We start from the raw sequence: 15,433 nt of genomic DNA, 5'->3' as shown, positions 1-15,433 counted from the left end.
TCACTGGGCATCGTGGGAGCGGCCTTTGTGCCGCGATGGGCCGTGAAACGGCCCCAACACGCTTAAGTGAACAGCATTACGCCTCAAGGCGGGGTCTTTGCGCAGCGGTTACCGCTGCCCCATCAAGGGTGGCGATGACGGCCGTGCTTGCGGTGGCCGTAATGGTGACCACGGTCCCAGTGACGGCGGTCGTCGTAGTCGCGGCGGTAGCGGCGATGGTCGCGGCGATCATCCTGATCAGCCTTGTTGCCCATGTAGTTGCCCAGGGCACCGCCTGCGCCGCCGCCAGCGGCTGCACCGATGTAGCTGCCGGTGGTGCCGCCAACGGTACGGCCCACCACGTTGCCGCCTGCTGCGCCCAGCGCACCGCCGATGGCCGCTTCGCCACGCTGACGTTTGTCGGCGCCCACCGCACTGCCGGCGGCGCCGCCCAGGCCTGCGCCTATGGCGCCGCCTGTGCTACCACCGATGGACTGGCCTACGACTGAGCCCAGTACCCCACCCAATGCGCCGCCAATGCCGGCCTCGGTGGAGCCGCCTGCCATGGCAACGCCGCTGAGCAAGCTGAAAGACAACAACAGAATCGAGGAGTACTTCTTCATTCAAGAGAGCCTCAGAGTGATGACGAGGCGAATGTGCTTCTATCTGCAGCCAGTGGCAACGAATATCCGACGAATTGCACGGGTTGTACACAATTCGTCAACTCATTGATTTATAAGTGAAACTTTGTCTTTTTTTTGCGGTCTTATGCTCTTGTGACCCAGCCCTGCTCCTGTATTGGACCAGGGCTTTTTCATTCAGAGTATTCGCCCGTCGTCCTCTGCGCGTTCCAGTTTGATCGCAATGAACTTGGACGTGGGTGTATGACTACCCTCGCCAATGCTCTCCAGCGGCACCAACGGGTTCACTTCTGGATAATAGGCCGCTGCCTGCCCTGCAGGTATGTCGAACGCCAGAAGAGTGAAGCCGCGCACGCGGCGTACATGCTCATCTCCCCACAGTGAAACGATGTCGACCTTCTGGCCAGGCTCAAAGCCCAGCCGAACAATGTCGGCTTCGTTGGCGAACAACACGTCGCGCTGGCCGCGTACGCCTCGGTAACGGTCATCCAGGCCATAGATGGTGGTGTTGTACTGATCGTGCGAGCGCATCGATTGCAGTACCAAGTCCGGCACCTGGCCGCTGTTACGTACACGCTCGTCGATCAGGGAGTCTGGCAGCAGGTTGGCCTTGAAGTTGGCGCGGCCATTGGCCGTGGCCCACTCGCGCCGGGCGGCGCTATTACCCAGATAGAACCCCCCAGGCTGGCGCATGCGCTGATTGAAATCAGCGAAGCCTGCAATAGTGTCGGCGATCAGGGCTCGAATGCGGTCGTAGTCGGCCACTAGCCATTGCCAGTCCACAGGGTGTTTGCCCAGGGTGGCTGCAGCGATGCCAGCGATGACCGCAGGTTCGGACCGCATCTGCCGGGACAGTGGCTTGAGCTGGCCGTTGGAGCCATGGACCATGCTGAACGAGTCTTCGACGGTGACCGCCTGAGGCCCGTCCGCTTGCATATCGATATCGGTGCGGCCCAGACATGGCAGAATAAGCGCCTGCTTGCCGTGAACCAGGTGGCTGCGGTTGAGCTTGGTGCTGATGTGCACGGTCAGTTCGCAGTTGCGCAGCGCCCGCGCGGTGCGCTCGGTGTCAGGTGTGGCCTGGGCGAAGTTGCCGCCTAGCCCGATGAACACCTTGGCGTGCCCCTGGAGCATGGCATGGATGGCTTCGACGGTGTTGTGCCCGTTCTTGCGCGGCACCGGGAAGCCGAAGCGCGCTTCGATGGCGTCGAGCAGGGCGGCAGGCGGACGCTCGTTGATACCCATGGTGCGGTCGCCCTGCACGTTGCTGTGACCGCGAACCGGGCACAATCCGGCCCCTGGCGCGCCGATGTTGCCGCGCAGCATTTGCAGGTTGACCAGTTCCTGGATGGTCGGCACCGAGTGACGGTGCTGGGTGATGCCCATGGCCCAGCACATGATCACGCGCTGGCTCCGGCAGTACATACGAGCGGCCAGTTCGATGTCTTCGAGTGCCAAGCCCGACTGCTGCTGGATATGCGCCCACGGCGTGGCATCGACCACCGCCAGGTAGTCGTCCAGGCCGTGCCCGTGCTCGGCGATGAAGGCGTGGTCGAAGACCGCCGGCTCGCCCTTGGCTTGCGCTTCACGCTCCCATTGCAGGGCGAACTTGGCCATGCCGCGCAGCATGGCCATGTCGCCACCCAGCGCCGGGCGGAAGAACGCGGTGTTGGTGGGGCGGTCGCTGTTGGTCAGCATCTCCAGCGGGTTTTGCGGGTGCTGGAAGCGTTCCAGACCACGCTCCTTGAGCGGGTTGATGCACACCACCTGCGCACCGCGTTTCACCGCATCGCGCAGCGGGTCCAGCATGCGAGGATGGTTGGTGCCCGGGTTCTGGCCCCAGACGAAGATGGCATCGGCGTGCTCGAAATCCTCGAACGTGACGGTGCCCTTGCCCACCCCGACGCTCTGCCCCAGCGCCACACCGCTGGCCTCGTGGCACATGTTCGAGCAGTCCGGAAAATTGTTGGTGCCGTAGGCGCGCACGAAGAGCTGGTACAGGTACGCCGCTTCGTTGCTGGCGCGCCCGGAGGTATAGAACTCGGCCTGGTCAGGGCTTGCGAGCTTGTTCAGCTCTCGGCCGATGAGGGCGAACGCGGCGTCCCAGCTGATGGGCTGGTAGCGATCACTGGCGGCGTCGTACACCATCGGTTCGGTCAGTCGGCCTTGGTACTCCAGCCAGTAGTCGCTTTGTTGCAACAACGAGGTAACGCTGTAGCGGGCGAAGAAGGCGGCGTCCACGCGGCGTTTGGTGGCTTCCCAGTTGACGGCCTTGGCGCCGTTTTCGCAGAACTTGACCATGCCGCTTTCGGGCGAGTCGCCCCAGGCGCAACCCGGGCAATCGAAGCCACCGTTCTGGTTGGTCTTGAGCAGGGCGCGGATGTTCTTCAGCGGGTTGTCGCTGCCAACCCAGGCTTTGGCCACGCTGCGCAGTGCACCCCAGCCGCCGGCAGGGCCGTGGTAGGGCTTGTAGCGAGGGGAAGAGGCTGGGGCGTTTTTCGGAATAGGCTGGTACGAGGTCACGGCTGTTACGACTCCGCCGCCGGGCTGTAGACCCGCGGTGCGCTGTGTTTGGGCAAATGAATGAGGTTGAGGTTGTGCCTGCGTGCCCATTGCAGGGCCAGGCCCGTTGGTGCCGACAGGCTGACCAGGGTCTGGATGCCGGCGCGCAGTACTTTCTGGATCAGTTCCAGGCTGCAACGGCTGGTGACGATGGCCAGGCCTCCGTCGCTGTCGATGCCCTGGCGCAGCAGTGCGCCAATGAGCTTGTCGAGGGCGTTGTGCCGGCCAATGTCTTCGCGGCCCAGCAGCAGTTCGCCATGGCGGTCCATGAACAAGGCCGCATGCACGGCGCCGCAGTGCTGGCCCAGCGGCTGGAAGGCGTCGATGCGCTGGCGCAGGCCGACCAGCCACTGTGCAGGCGGCAACGGGGCGCCGGGCAGCTTGGCCAGGTCCGGCAGCGCCTGCTCCAGGGCTTCGACGCCGCACAGGCCACAGCCGCTGGTGCCGGCCAGCTGGCGGCGTTGGTTCTTCAGGTTCCAGAAAGCGCGGCTGGAGATTTCCAGGTCCGCGTACATCGACGCGCCACTTCCCGACAGTTTGACGTCGTAGATTTCGGCGGTGCTTTCAACGATGCCGCTGCCCACACTAAAACCAACGGCAAAATCTTCCAGGTCGGTCGGGCTGACGAGCATGACGGCCTGGTTCAGGCCGTTGTACACGATCGCCAGGGCGACTTCTTCGGCCAGTGGCGTGCTGCCAGGCTGGCCATCGCCGAGCTGGACGTAATCATAGGTAGTGCTGGCGGCGGGCAGGGCTAACGGTAACGAGGCCGCACAGAACGGTGGCTTGCTGTTCATCCAGGCGTGCTCTTGATCGGCGATTGGGCGCCGGCTTACTGAGGCTACAAGCCTAGGCTTGCCCGCCGGCGACGTCTAATTGCTAGGGTCTATGCCGTGATAGACCGCGTCGATAGGTCGCAGTGCGATGACTGACTGAGTCATGGCCTAGACTTCACTGTCCAACGGTTTCACATCAACAAGGAGAGCGTCATGAGTCTATTCAGCTTTGTGAAGGAAGCAGGCGAGAAGTTGATCGATCTGCTAACCCCCGGCAATGCCAAGGCCGAGGAGCAGTTGAAAAAGCACGTTGAAAACGTCGGGTTGGGTAACCCCAACATCACCGCCACCGTGGAAGGCGACACAGTCACCCTCAAGGGCGAGGTAGCGAGCCAGGAAGAGAAAGAGAAGATCATTCTGGCAGCCGGCAACATTGAAGGTGTGGCCAGCGTCGACGATCAGATCACCGTCACCGGCCCAGTAGCCCAGGCTGCGCGCTTCGTGACCGTGGAGAAGGGCGATACCCTGAGCGCCATCTCCAAGCGGGTGTACGGCGATGCGAACAAGTACCAGAAGATCTTCGAGGCCAACAAGCCCATGCTGTCGGATCCGAACAAGATCTACCCGGGCCAGGTGTTGCGTATTCCCGAGTAACGGGTAAGCCTGTCTATAGGCTTGTCACCGCAACCCGCGCCCATGGCGCGGGTTTGCGTTCACAGTCCGTGCAGCAATTCCCGATAGTCCTCGACAGCTGCGAACTCTGCGGTATCCCGAGGCTGAGCCTGGCTGTCCGGCTGACGCACCGCCAGCAAGTGGCCCACGCCGAATTGCCGGGCACTGCGCAAGATGGGCAATGTGTCGTCGATGAACAGGCTGCGGGCAGGTTCAAAGCCGATATCGGCTTGCAAGGCATCCCAGAACTGCGGGCTTTCCTTGGGAAACCCATAGTCGTGGGAGCTGATCATGCGGTCGAAGTAGGATGCCAGTTCGATGCGCTCGAGTTTGAGCGACAGTGAATCGCGGTGTGCATTGGTGATCATGATTACCCGCTTGCCTGCCTGGCTGATCGCGGCCAGAAAGGTATCGGCATCGGGTCGCAAGGCGATCAGGTCGGCGATTTCGCGCTTGAGCTCGCGGATCGGCAAGCGCAGCTCACGGCTCCAGAAGTCCAGACAGTACCAGTTCAACGTGCCGGCGTTGCGCTCGAACAGCGGTTCGAGTTCCAGCTGCGCCATCGCCCGGCTCACGCCGTGCAGTTCTGCATAGCGCTGCGGCAGGTGCTCCAGCCAGAAGCGGTTGTCATAGTGCAGGTCGAGCAGTGTGCCATCCATGTCCAGCAGGACAGTGTCGATGGCGGACCAGGGAAGAACAGGCATGGGAAACTCTCGTTCGGTCGGCAAGCCACGGTATAGTAACCCGTTCACGCCAAGGAGCCCCCCATGCGCCAGAAACCTACCGTCCTCAGCCGCGAAATCGTCGCTAGCAGCCGCCTGTTCCGAGTCGAGGCCGTCGAGTTGCGGTTCAGCAACGGCGTGGAACGCACCTACGAGCGGCTGGTGGGCCGGGGTAACGGTTATGGCGCGGTGATGATCGTGGCCATGCTCGATGCCGAGCACGCGGTCCTGGTCGAAGAGTACTGCGGTGGAACTGACGAATATGAACTGTCCCTACCCAAGGGCCTGATCGAGCCCGGCGAGGACGTGCTGGCGGCAGCTGACCGAGAGCTCAAGGAAGAAGCCGGCTTTGGTGCACGGCAACTGGAGCACCTGACCGAGCTTTCCCTGTCTCCGGGCTACATGAGCCAGAAAATCCAGGTGGTGCTGGCCACCGACCTGTATGAGGAACGGTTGGAAGGCGATGAGCCGGAGCCGATGGGCGTGGACAAGGTCAACCTGCGGGAGCTGTCGGCCTTGGCCATGCACCCGCAGTTCAGCGAAGGTCGCGCGCTGGCTGCCTTGTACCTGGCCCGTGACCTGCTGATCCAGCGCGGGGTACTGGCACTATGAACGATCAGCAATTGATGCAGGGCGTGGTGGCGTTGGCGCTGTCGGCGGGCGAGGCGATCCTGCCGTTCTGGCGCGCCGATGTGGCCGTCGTCAACAAGGCCGACGACTCGCCCGTCACGGCTGCGGACCTGGCTGCACACCAGGTGATTGCAGAGGGCTTGCAGGCTCTGGCCCCGCACATTCCCGTTCTGTCCGAAGAAGACTGCGATATCCCACTGGTGGAGCGCCAGAAGTGGCGCCGTTGGTGGTTGGTCGACCCGCTCGACGGCACCAAGGAGTTCATTGCCGGCAGTGAGGAATTCACGGTCAACATTGCCTTGATCGATCAGGGCGAGGTGGTGTTCGGGGTGGTATCGATCCCCACTTCGGGGCGTTGCTATTTCGGCGGCCGGGCCCTGGGTGCCTGGCGAGCGGAGCGGGGTGAAACCGCGCAGGCCATCCAGGTGCGCGCCACCCCGCCTGCCGGGTCGCCTTTCACCGTGGTTGCCAGCCGCCGGCACTCCAGCCCTCGGCAAGAGGCTTTGCTGAACGGGTTGGGTGCTGCGGTGGGGCCGCTTGATTTGGTTTCGGTGGGCAGTTCGCTGAAGTTCTGCCTGCTGGCCGAAGGCAGCGCCGACTGCTACCCGCGTTTGGCGCCGACCTCCCAGTGGGACACGGCGGCTGCTCAGGGTGTGGTCGAAGGTGCCGGGGGCGAGGTGATCGAGGTCGACGGCCAACCCTTCCAGTATCCGGCGCGCGAATCGCTGCTCAATCCCTACTTCCTGGCCCTGCCGGCGGGGGCTGGTTGGCGAGAGGCCTTGCTTGCGCTTGTTTGATTCACGCGAGTAAGCGCGGCGTTGGGTGTTGAAAACTGCTCATCGTTTGAGGGCCGAAAGGGCCGCTAAGCGGCCTTAGATGCTCGCCTTCACACAAGACTGACAGTTGATCACTCGCGATCACCCCGCCGCTCACCTGTGCAACACATACTGCCCGCTGAACAGCACCGCCACTTCATCACTGCCCACGTTGCTCACTGCCGTTTCCAGCGTCAGCCGTGCCCGCCCACGCCGTTGGTACATTGTCAGGAACCGCGACCAGGCCTTCTCGTCCGGTGCAGCGCAACTGGCCACGGCGGCGCCGGTAACCGGCAGCGGATAGCTGATCTGCCCCTCTTGAATGACGATATGCCCATCATCGATGCCCAACTCCTGTAGCCGCAGGTGCAACCAGCCCCAGCCGGCCAGGACCGCGGCGCAATAGAGGCTGCCACCGAACATGGTGTTCTTGTGGTTGACGTTGGCGGCCAATGGCAGTTGCAGGCGCAGGGTATGCCCTTGCCAGTCCAGCACCTCCAGGCCCATCTCCCGGGTCAGTGGAATATCGCCGTGAAGCACTGTCTGCAGCGGGTGAATCGGCTTGCTCATCAACGGGTTTCCTCATGGTCGTCGTGGCCACCGCCACCGCCCTCGAAACTCAGGCCATGCTTGCGTAACTTGTCGTGCAGCGTCTTGCGTGGAACACCCAGCGCTTCGGCCAGGCTACGCAGCGAGCCATGAGGCTGGGCCAATTCGGCAGTGATCAACGAGCGCTCGAAGTGCTCCACTTGCTCGCTCAGGTTGCCGGTGACGGGGGCGGGCGCGTTGGTTGCAGGCGGCGCCTGGCCATCGAGTGCCAGCTCCAGCCCGAGGGCAAAGCGTTCGGCCGCGTTTTGCAGTTCGCGCACATTGCCCGGCCAGTCATGGCGCAACAGCAAGGCCCGTTGCGCAGGTTGCAGCGCGTGCGGCCCCAGGCCATGGCGCTGGCTGGCCGCATCGGCGAAATGCTGGAAGAGCATCAGGATGTCGTCGCCACGTTCGCGCAGCGGTGGAATACGCAAGGGCGCCACGTTCAAGCGGTAATACAAGTCCGCACGAAAACGGCCCTGATCGGCGGCCTGGCGCAGGTCTTCCTTGGTGGCGGCGATGATGCGGATATCCAGCGGTATCAGCTGATTGCCACCCAATCGCTCGACGACGCGCTCCTGCAGCATGCGCAACAGCTTTACCTGAACATCCAGGCTCATGCTTTCGATTTCATCAAGGAACAACGTCCCGCCATTGGCGAATTCGAACTTGCCAATGCGGCGTTTTTGCGCGCCCGTGAAGGCGCCAGGCTCATGACCAAACAGCTCGCTCTCGACCACCGATTCGGCCAAAGCGCCAGCGTTGATGGCCACGAAGGGCCCGTCCCGGCGGCTCGACAGGTCGTGCAGGGCGCGGGCGACCACTTCCTTGCCAGCCCCGGTCTCACCCAGGATCAATACGTCCGCTCGCGTGCCGGCCAGTGCGCCGATCTGCTCGCGCAGGCGCTGCATGGCCGCGGACTGGCCTACCAGGCGCGTGGCCAGTTGCTGGCGGTCGCTCAAAGCCATGCGCAGGCTACGGTTCTCCAGCACCAATTGGCGCAGTGCCAGGGCGCGGCGTACGCTGTCGAGCAGGGCGTCGCTGGCGAAGGGCTTTTCCAGGAAGTCATAGGCACCGGCGCGCATGGCTTGTACCGCCAGCGGGACATCGCCGTGCCCGGTGATCAACAGTACCGGCAGTTCGCTGTCCAGGCCATGCAGCTGCTCGAGCAGCTGCAGGCCGTCGATGCCCGGCATACGGATATCGCTGACGACAACCCCCGGCCAATCTGTTGGAATGCGCTCGGCCAGGCCGTGGGCATCGGCCAGTGCCACGACCTTGAGCCCGGCCAGGTCCAGCGTCTGGCTCAGGGCTTGGCGCAGGTGTGCGTCGTCGTCGATCAGGATCACCTGGGCGCGGCTGTCGATCAGTGTCTCGGGGCTCATGCCGAAGAATCCTCTGAATTGGGCAAGGTGGCACCCGGCGGGGCTACACGCATTTTCAAGGTCAGCACCGCACCGCCCTCGGGGTGGTTGGCCAGCAACAGTTCTCCCCCCAGGGTGCGCATCAGGCTGTCACAGATGGCCAGGCCCAAGCCCAGCCCCTGGGTGCGGGTCTTGGTGGTGAAAAAGGGCTCTCTGGCATGCTCCAGTGCCTGACGGGTGAAACCGGGGCCGTTGTCGCGAATGGAGAGATAAACGCAATCGTCCTGCTGCTCTGCACTTATCCACAACCGGCGCGGGTTGGCCTTCTCGGTCAGCGCGTCCAGGGCATTGGCCAGCAAGTTGCCCAATACCTGACGCAGGCGGGTTTCGCCCGCCTGTACCCAAAGCGTCGCTTCAGGCAGGTCGCGCACCAGCTCCACCGCCATTGCCCGGCGACGTTTGGCGAGCAGGGCCAGGGCATCGTCCAGGGCCGGTTGCAGGGCTACGCTTTCCGGCGCGTGGCGGTCACGGCGGGCAAAGGCGCGCAGGTGGGCAATGATCGAGGCCATGCGCCCGGTCAGTTCGCCGATCAGTTTCAGGTTGCCGCGCGCGTCCTCGGTACGTTGATGGTCCAACAGGATCTCGGCGTTTTCCGCATAGCTGCGAATGGCTGCCAGGGGCTGGTTGAGCTCATGGCTGATACTCGCCGACATGGTGCCCAGCACCGACAGCTTGCCTGCCTGCACCAGTTCGTCCTGAGCCCTCACGGCCTCCTGCTGGGCATTTTCGCGTTCGAGCACGGCGCTTTTGAGGCGCGCGTTGAGCCCTTCGAGGTCGGCGGTGCGCTCGGCCACGCGCTGTTCGAGCTGCTGACGACCACGGGCCTCGAAGTCGATGCGGTCCATATAATGACGGCGCCGCTGCATCACCAGGCCAGTCAGCAGCACGATGACCAGCAGAGCGCCGGCACCGATGGCCGTAACCGTCTGCGCGGCGCGGTCCACCAGGATGCGCGGGGCAAGGATGCTGACCTGCCAGCCGGTCTCTGGAATGGCCCGGGTCTGGGTGATCCAGGCATCGTCACTGATCACCAGCGGCTGGGGTGCCTGGGTCGGGTACGGCTGGATGGCGATGATGGCCTGGCGCTCGGCCGCGGTCAGCGGACGGGTGGCGCGAAAACGCCACTCCGGGCGTGACGTGAGGATGACCACGCCGTTGTGATCGGTCAGCAGCAGTTGCTCGGGCGTGCGGCCCCACAAGGTCTCGGTATGATCGAGGTCGACCTTCACCACCAGCACACCGACGATGCGTTCGCCGTCGCGCACGGCGGCGGCAAAGAAATACCCCCGCTTTGCAGACGTGGTGCCCTGGCCGAAGAAACGACCGAGGTGCCCGGCCATGGCTTCGTTGAAGTAAGGGCGAAATGCGAAGTTACGCCCCACGAAGCTGTCGTGTTTGTCCCAGTTGGACGCCGCCAAGGTGTTGCCGCTGACGTCCATGAGGTACATCACCTCGGCGCCGGTCTGCTGCACGATGTTTTTCAGCAGGCGGTTGGCATTGGTGACCGCCTCCAGGCGGAACGGATCGGCCAGCACCCCGCGCAAGGCCGGCAAATCGCCAAGGATCTGCGGCAAGGTTTCATAGCGGTGCAGCGTCCCCAGCAGGTTGGCGACATAGAGGTCGAGGGTCTGCCGGTTCTGCGAGGCCAGTTCTTGCCGGTAATAGCGCTCGGCCAGGTGATGCAGCGGCCATAGCAGCGGCACCAGGCACAGCGCCAGTAAGGCCAGGCTGCGCCAACGGGGGCGGCGAGGAGGGGTGTTCTTGGCGATCATCACATCATTGCGTCAGAAAAGTCTGATGCAATTATGCGCTAGTTAAGGCAGCACTTGTGCTTCTGCCCACGACACGCCCACCTTGTCCTTGTCTGACAGCACAGGCGGCTGTTGCAGGCCCCAGTCAATGGCCAGCGTCGGGTCGTCCCAGCGGATGCAGCGGTCAGCCTGGGGATTGTAGTAGTCGGTGGTCTTGTACAGAAACTCCGCCGAATCGCCCATCACCGCAAAGCCATGGGCAAAGCCTGCCGGGATCCACAACTGACGATGGTTTTCCGCCGACAGGTGCACCGCCACCCACTGACCGAATGTTGGCGAGTGCCTGCGCACGTCCACGGCCACATCGCGGATCTCGCCCTGTACCACGCGCACCAGCTTGCCTTGGGTATTGGCCACCTGATAATGCAGCCCACGCAGCACGCCCCGGCCGGAGCGCGAGTGGTTGTCCTGGACGAACTCGACCTCGGCGCCGGTCAGCCGGGCAAACTCGCGGGCGTTGAAAGACTCGAAAAAAAAACCTCGGCTGTCGCCGAAGACCTTGGGTTCGATGATCAGCACTTCGGGGAGGGCAGTGGGTATCACGTTCATCGGGAAACACTCTGCAGGCTATGCGTTATGACCCTAGCTGGCAGACGCGTGCTTGTCCTGTCCAGAAGAGCGCCCGACAACGGTCTGAACACTGCTAGGGTTAGGTTGCGCACGACGAGCGTCACGTATTTGCCGATTATTATCGAAATATAATCCGTATATTATGCGCCTGCTCGAACGCTATTCTGTTTAAAGATGGATTTATATCGGTTATAAACGCTTTTTACGCCCACACCCTTCCGGGCAGGGCCATGACAGAGGTCAACGATGAAAACCCTCACTTCCACGCCACGTGCCGATGGTTTCCACATGCCCGCCGAATGGGCCCCGCAAACCCAGGTCTGGATGGTCTGGCCAGAGCGGCCGGATAACTGGCGACTGGGCGGTAAGCCGGCGCAGGCGGCCCATGTCACCTTGGCCAAGGCGATCGCGCGCTTCGAGCCGGTCACCGTGGGCGTCTCGGCGGGCCAGTATGAAAACGCGCGTCGCCTGCTGGACCAGCCCAATATCCGGGTCGTTGAACTGGGCAGCGACGATGCCTGGGTGCGTGACACCGGCCCCACCTTCGTGGTCAACGACAACGGCGAAGTGCGTGGCGTGGACTGGGATTTCAACGCCTGGGGTGGCTTCGAGGGTGGACTGTATGCACCGTGGAACCGGGACGAGGCATTGGCTGGCAAGGTGCTGGAGATGGAGCGCTGCCAGCGTTATCGCACCGAAGGGTTCGTGCTCGAAGGCGGCTCGATCCATGTGGACGGCGAAGGCACGGTGATCACCACCGAAGAGTGCCTGTTGAACCACAACCGTAATCCGCACCTGAACCGCGAGCAGATCGAAACCGTGCTGCGCGACAACCTCGCGGTCGATACCGTGGTGTGGCTGCCGGACGGCCTGTACAACGACGAGACCGATGGCCATGTCGACAACTTCTGCTGTTACGTGCGCCCTGGCGAAGTGTTACTGGCCTGGACAGATGACGTGAACGACCCCAACTACGCGCGCTGCCACGCGGCCATGGAAGTGCTGCAGACCACCCGCGACGCCAAGGGGCGGGCCTTCGTCGTGCACAAGATGCCGATTCCCGGGCCGCTGTACGCCACCGAAGAAGAATGTGCCGGCGTCGACCAGGTGTCGGGCAGCCAGGAGCGTGACCCTTCGGTGCGTCTGGCAGGCTCGTACGTCAACTTCCTGATCGTTAACGGCGGCATCATCGCGCCGAGCTTCGACGACCCGGCCGATGCCGAGGCCAAGGCCATACTGTCGAGCATATTCCCTGATCACGAGGTGGTGATGATCCCTGGACGGGAATTGCTGTTGGGTGGCGGTAACATCCATTGCCTGACCCAGCAGCAGCCGGCGCCTGTGCACCGTTGATGGTTCGTGGCGCGTGGTGAGGACGCGCACGCGCACAACCGCCCAGCGACGCCTGGCACCTGCAGTGGCATAGCTTTTGTATTGTTTTTCAAGCAGATAGCCTGATGTAACCGGGTTACCTGCTTGTAACACTACTTGCGTAGGTTAGCTGCTCACGGGCCAGGAGTACGTGTAGAAATGAATGCAGCAAGTGAGTCGGCATTGCGCCCATTGGCAATAGACCAAGCATCGCTCGAGCGTTTGGCGACGTGGTTGAAGCACCATGGAAGCAGCAGGGTCAGGACGACCGACCCACGACGGCTACTTGCCGGGCGCTACCCTGAAGGACTGATCAGCGAGGCGGAGTTTCATGCGTTGATGGCGGTGTGGCGTTAGCCGCGACCCAACGTTGCTCAAACCCTGTACCACACTGGCAGGGGCAGCCCCGCAAAGGCTGCCCCTGCTGACGTTCAGAAGCTGTAGGTGCCTGTGACGACCAGGCTGCGGGGGTCGCCGACCTGGATCTGCGCTGCACTGGTCGCCGAACTGTAGTATGTCCGGTCGGCAATGTTGCTCAGCGCCGCCCGCACATCCCACGCCTGGGTGCGGTACCCGGCCAGCGCATCCCAGCGGCCATAACCTGGCAGCACCGTGGTGTTCTGGTTGTCGGCATACCGCTGACCGACCAGCGTCAGGCCTGTTTCGGCGTACCAGCCCAGTTCTGGCTTCCAGGTGACGAACAGGCTGGCGTTACGCTTGGCCACGTCATTGATCCGGTTACCTTGCTGGCCGTTGTTGTCCTTGACGATGGTGGCATCCTGCAAGCCAACCCCGCCGCGCACGTACCAGTTGCCGATCACATTGCCCGTGGCGGTCAACTCAATGCCGCGCGAGCGCTGAAGGCCGCTGAGCAAGGTGATTTCCGGATTAAGCGGGTCGCGGGTACGACGGTTGTAAAGCTCCAGTTCATAGACCGCCAGGGTGGTGGTCAGGCGCTGGTCGAACCAGTCGCTCTTCACGCCAACTTCCTTTTGCCGGGTCAGCTCGGGTGCCGTCTCGTTGCTGTTGCCCGGGGCGCCCGGCGTGATGCCGATCAGGCCACCGCCTACCGGCGAGAAGGTCTTGCTCCATGATGCGTAGAACGAGTGATCCTGCCACGGGGTGTACACGATCCCTATGCGAGGGCTGGTGGTCCGGCTGCTCTGTTTTTCGGACAGGCTGCGCACCTTGTTGGTGGTCTCCACGTCGAATTCATCGAAGCGCACGCCTGCCAGCAGCTGCCATTGATCGTTCAGGCGAAGCTGGTCTTGCAGGTACAAGCCACGGCTTTGCACCACGGTGTGGTTGTTGCTGGACATCACCATGCGACCGTCGTGCTGCTTGCTCCGGTCAGGGTCGTACAGGTCCAGCGGCGGCACGGGCCGCCCGCCGGCGTTTGCCGCAGCCGCGGTATACAAGGTAGGGTCGCGGCGTTGGCTGCCGAACTCCAGGCCCAGCAACAGCGTGTGCCCCAGGCCTAGTGTGTCAAAGGTGCCTTCGGCTTCCAGGGTGTTGAACAGGTTGCGGGTGTTCAGGTCCTGCTGCCAGCGCTGACGCGTCACCGTGCCATTGCTGGGGTTATAGGCGGTGGGGTAGGTGTTGTCGAATTCGCTGTCGAGCTTGAACAGGCTCAGGGTGTGACGCAGTTGCCACGCATCGTTGAGCTCGTAGTTCAGGCGTGAGCGCAAGGACTGCGCCCGATCATCGATGAAGTCACGCTGTGTATCGCCGTAGGTCGTGCTGCGGCTGACGTTCGCCGGGCGGCCATCGACGCCGGGGATACCGCGGTCCGGCGTGCGGTTGAAGCGGCTGTACTCGTATTGCACCAGCCAGTTCAGCTGCGGCGTGACCTGCCAGCTGACCGAGGGTGCGAACAGCTGGCGGCTACCGTCGATACCGTCACGGAAGCTGTTGTTGTCCTGGTTACCCATGTTCAGGCGCAGGCTGACCGTGTCGCTGGGGTCTGCGCTCAGGTCGGCATACAGGCTGCGCAGATCCTCGCTGGCTGCCCGTGCCTCCAGGGTAGAGCGACGGCCTGCCTCGGGCGCCTTGCTGATGCGGTTGACGATACCCCCCTGGCCGCCCCGCCCATACAGCACGGCCGCCGGGCCTTTGAGTAGATCGACCCGTTCGATGCTGTGCAGGTCGCGGATGTACTGGCTGTCATCGCGCACGCCGTCCAGATAGAAGTCATTGCCGGCTTCGAAGCCGCGAATGCGTACGCTGTCGAAGCGCGTGTCGGCACCACTGCTGACGTTGGGGATACCCTCGAGCGCTTTGCCCAGCGTGTCGCTGCCGTAGTCCAGCACCTGCGACGTCTTTACCGTATCCACCGCCTGCGGCACGGAGCGCACGGCAGTGGCGGTTCGAGTCGCGGTACCGACCTCACGCACCCGCGGGTTGTCTTTTTCCCGCTCGCTTTCGGCGGTGACGGACAGCTCAGGTAGGGTGGTGGTGGCAGCGCTTGTGGGGCTGGCAGCCAGCAGGCATGAAATGGAGAGCGTGATAGGAGCGAGGCGAGAAGGGGCAAGCATGGCGCACGTTCGACCGAGCAATAATGAAGGTGCGAATGATAATGGGTGCTATTTACTAATGCTCGCCTATTCTGAACCCTGGATTTTTACGTTTGTATCACTTTGTAACTAATTACGAAGGCCTGCCAAGGGAACTTGTCGCCTTGATCAGGATGAGTTTTCCATATCAAGAAGGAATATCCTCCTACAGCTTTAGTTCTAAAGAAAATGCCTCATGAGCGCTCGGTTTTTAGTTATATCAACCTGAATTTCACGTTTTTTTGACATTTGTAATCGCACGCCGCTAGGATTCGGCCACGCCTGCTGGCCAATCCGTTTGGCCATGCTGTTGCCAGGCC

At 62.8% G+C, this 15,433-nt stretch carries 13 protein-coding genes; 4 read left to right on the top strand and 9 right to left on the bottom strand.

All coding sequences use genetic code 11. From position 1 onward, the window contains the following. Positions 1–122: 122 nt before the first annotated feature. The 3 genes from FH041_RS16275 to fdhD form a co-directional block, all read right to left on the bottom strand. Positions 123–602, bottom strand: a complete 480-nt coding sequence (locus FH041_RS16275) for a glycine zipper domain-containing protein (protein WP_027914113.1) — start codon at positions 600–602, stop codon at positions 123–125. Between the two features lie 195 nt (positions 603–797). Continuing rightward, positions 798–3,143, bottom strand: a complete 2,346-nt coding sequence (locus FH041_RS16270; RefSeq protein ID WP_028688177.1) for an FdhF/YdeP family oxidoreductase — start codon at positions 3,141–3,143, stop codon at positions 798–800. Between the two features lie 5 nt (positions 3,144–3,148). After that, positions 3,149–3,979, bottom strand: coding sequence for a formate dehydrogenase accessory sulfurtransferase FdhD (fdhD, locus tag FH041_RS16265; protein ID WP_049696771.1), 831 nt, complete (start codon positions 3,977–3,979; stop codon positions 3,149–3,151). A 192-nt stretch (positions 3,980–4,171) separates the two neighbouring features. Between fdhD and lysM the strand changes: the two genes are divergently transcribed. Continuing rightward, positions 4,172–4,612: a peptidoglycan-binding protein LysM gene (gene lysM / locus FH041_RS16260; protein WP_027914110.1), complete on the top strand. Its 441-nt coding sequence runs from the start codon at positions 4,172–4,174 to the stop codon at positions 4,610–4,612. 59 nt (positions 4,613–4,671) lie between these two features. Here the strand turns inward: lysM and yrfG are convergent, their stop codons facing one another. Then, positions 4,672–5,334 carry a GMP/IMP nucleotidase gene (gene yrfG, locus FH041_RS16255; protein ID WP_140174874.1) on the bottom strand — a complete coding sequence of 221 codons (663 nt, stop codon included), beginning with the start codon at positions 5,332–5,334 and terminating at the stop codon, positions 4,672–4,674. A gap of 63 nt (positions 5,335–5,397) precedes the next feature. On the opposite strand from yrfG, the gene nudE reads away from it, so the two are divergent. Together nudE and cysQ are read left to right on the top strand one after the other, a co-directional pair. Next, on the top strand, positions 5,398–5,964 hold the full coding sequence (nudE, locus tag FH041_RS16250; protein WP_023535727.1) for an ADP compounds hydrolase NudE: 567 nt from the start codon (positions 5,398–5,400) through the stop codon (positions 5,962–5,964). Further along, the gene (gene cysQ, locus FH041_RS16245) at positions 5,961–6,779 is read left to right on the top strand and encodes a 3'(2'),5'-bisphosphate nucleotidase CysQ (RefSeq protein WP_111475932.1); all 819 of its coding nucleotides are present in this window, start codon (positions 5,961–5,963) and stop codon (positions 6,777–6,779) included. The genes nudE and cysQ overlap by 4 nt, the downstream gene beginning before the upstream one ends. Before the next feature lie 132 nt (positions 6,780–6,911). On the opposite strand, the gene FH041_RS16240 is transcribed toward cysQ, so the two are convergent. The 4 genes from FH041_RS16240 to rfbC are packed head-to-tail and all read right to left on the bottom strand — an operon-like array spanning position 6,912 to position 11,169. Then, complete coding sequence (locus tag FH041_RS16240; RefSeq protein WP_027914106.1) at positions 6,912–7,367, bottom strand: YiiD C-terminal domain-containing protein; 456 nt, start codon at positions 7,365–7,367, stop codon at positions 6,912–6,914. Further along, complete coding sequence (locus FH041_RS16235) at positions 7,367–8,770, bottom strand: sigma-54 dependent transcriptional regulator (RefSeq protein WP_140174872.1); 1,404 nt, start codon at positions 8,768–8,770, stop codon at positions 7,367–7,369. The genes FH041_RS16240 and FH041_RS16235 overlap by 1 nt, the downstream gene beginning before the upstream one ends. Next, positions 8,767–10,581 (bottom strand): ATP-binding protein, encoded by a 1,815-nt coding sequence (locus FH041_RS16230; protein WP_140174870.1) that lies wholly within the window; start codon positions 10,579–10,581, stop codon positions 8,767–8,769. The genes FH041_RS16235 and FH041_RS16230 overlap by 4 nt, the downstream gene beginning before the upstream one ends. Before the next feature lie 42 nt (positions 10,582–10,623). Continuing rightward, positions 10,624–11,169, bottom strand: coding sequence for a dTDP-4-dehydrorhamnose 3,5-epimerase (gene rfbC / locus FH041_RS16225; protein WP_023535751.1), 546 nt, complete (start codon positions 11,167–11,169; stop codon positions 10,624–10,626). A 267-nt stretch (positions 11,170–11,436) separates the two neighbouring features. Between rfbC and aguA the strand changes: the two genes are divergently transcribed. Continuing rightward, positions 11,437–12,543 (top strand): agmatine deiminase, encoded by a 1,107-nt coding sequence (aguA, locus tag FH041_RS16220; RefSeq protein WP_027914102.1) that lies wholly within the window; start codon positions 11,437–11,439, stop codon positions 12,541–12,543. 449 nt (positions 12,544–12,992) lie between these two features. Here the strand turns inward: aguA and FH041_RS16210 are convergent, their stop codons facing one another. Next, positions 12,993–15,095, bottom strand: a complete 2,103-nt coding sequence (locus FH041_RS16210; RefSeq protein ID WP_140174868.1) for a TonB-dependent siderophore receptor — start codon at positions 15,093–15,095, stop codon at positions 12,993–12,995. Between the last annotated feature and the right edge of the window lie 338 nt (positions 15,096–15,433).

Origin of the sequence: Pseudomonas sp. SWI7, assembly GCF_006351945.1 — a bacterium.
Lineage (GTDB): Bacteria > Pseudomonadota > Gammaproteobacteria > Pseudomonadales > Pseudomonadaceae > Aquipseudomonas > Aquipseudomonas fulva.
Note: the sequence above shows the minus strand (reverse complement) of the source record. Positions and strands in the feature narration are given on the sequence as shown.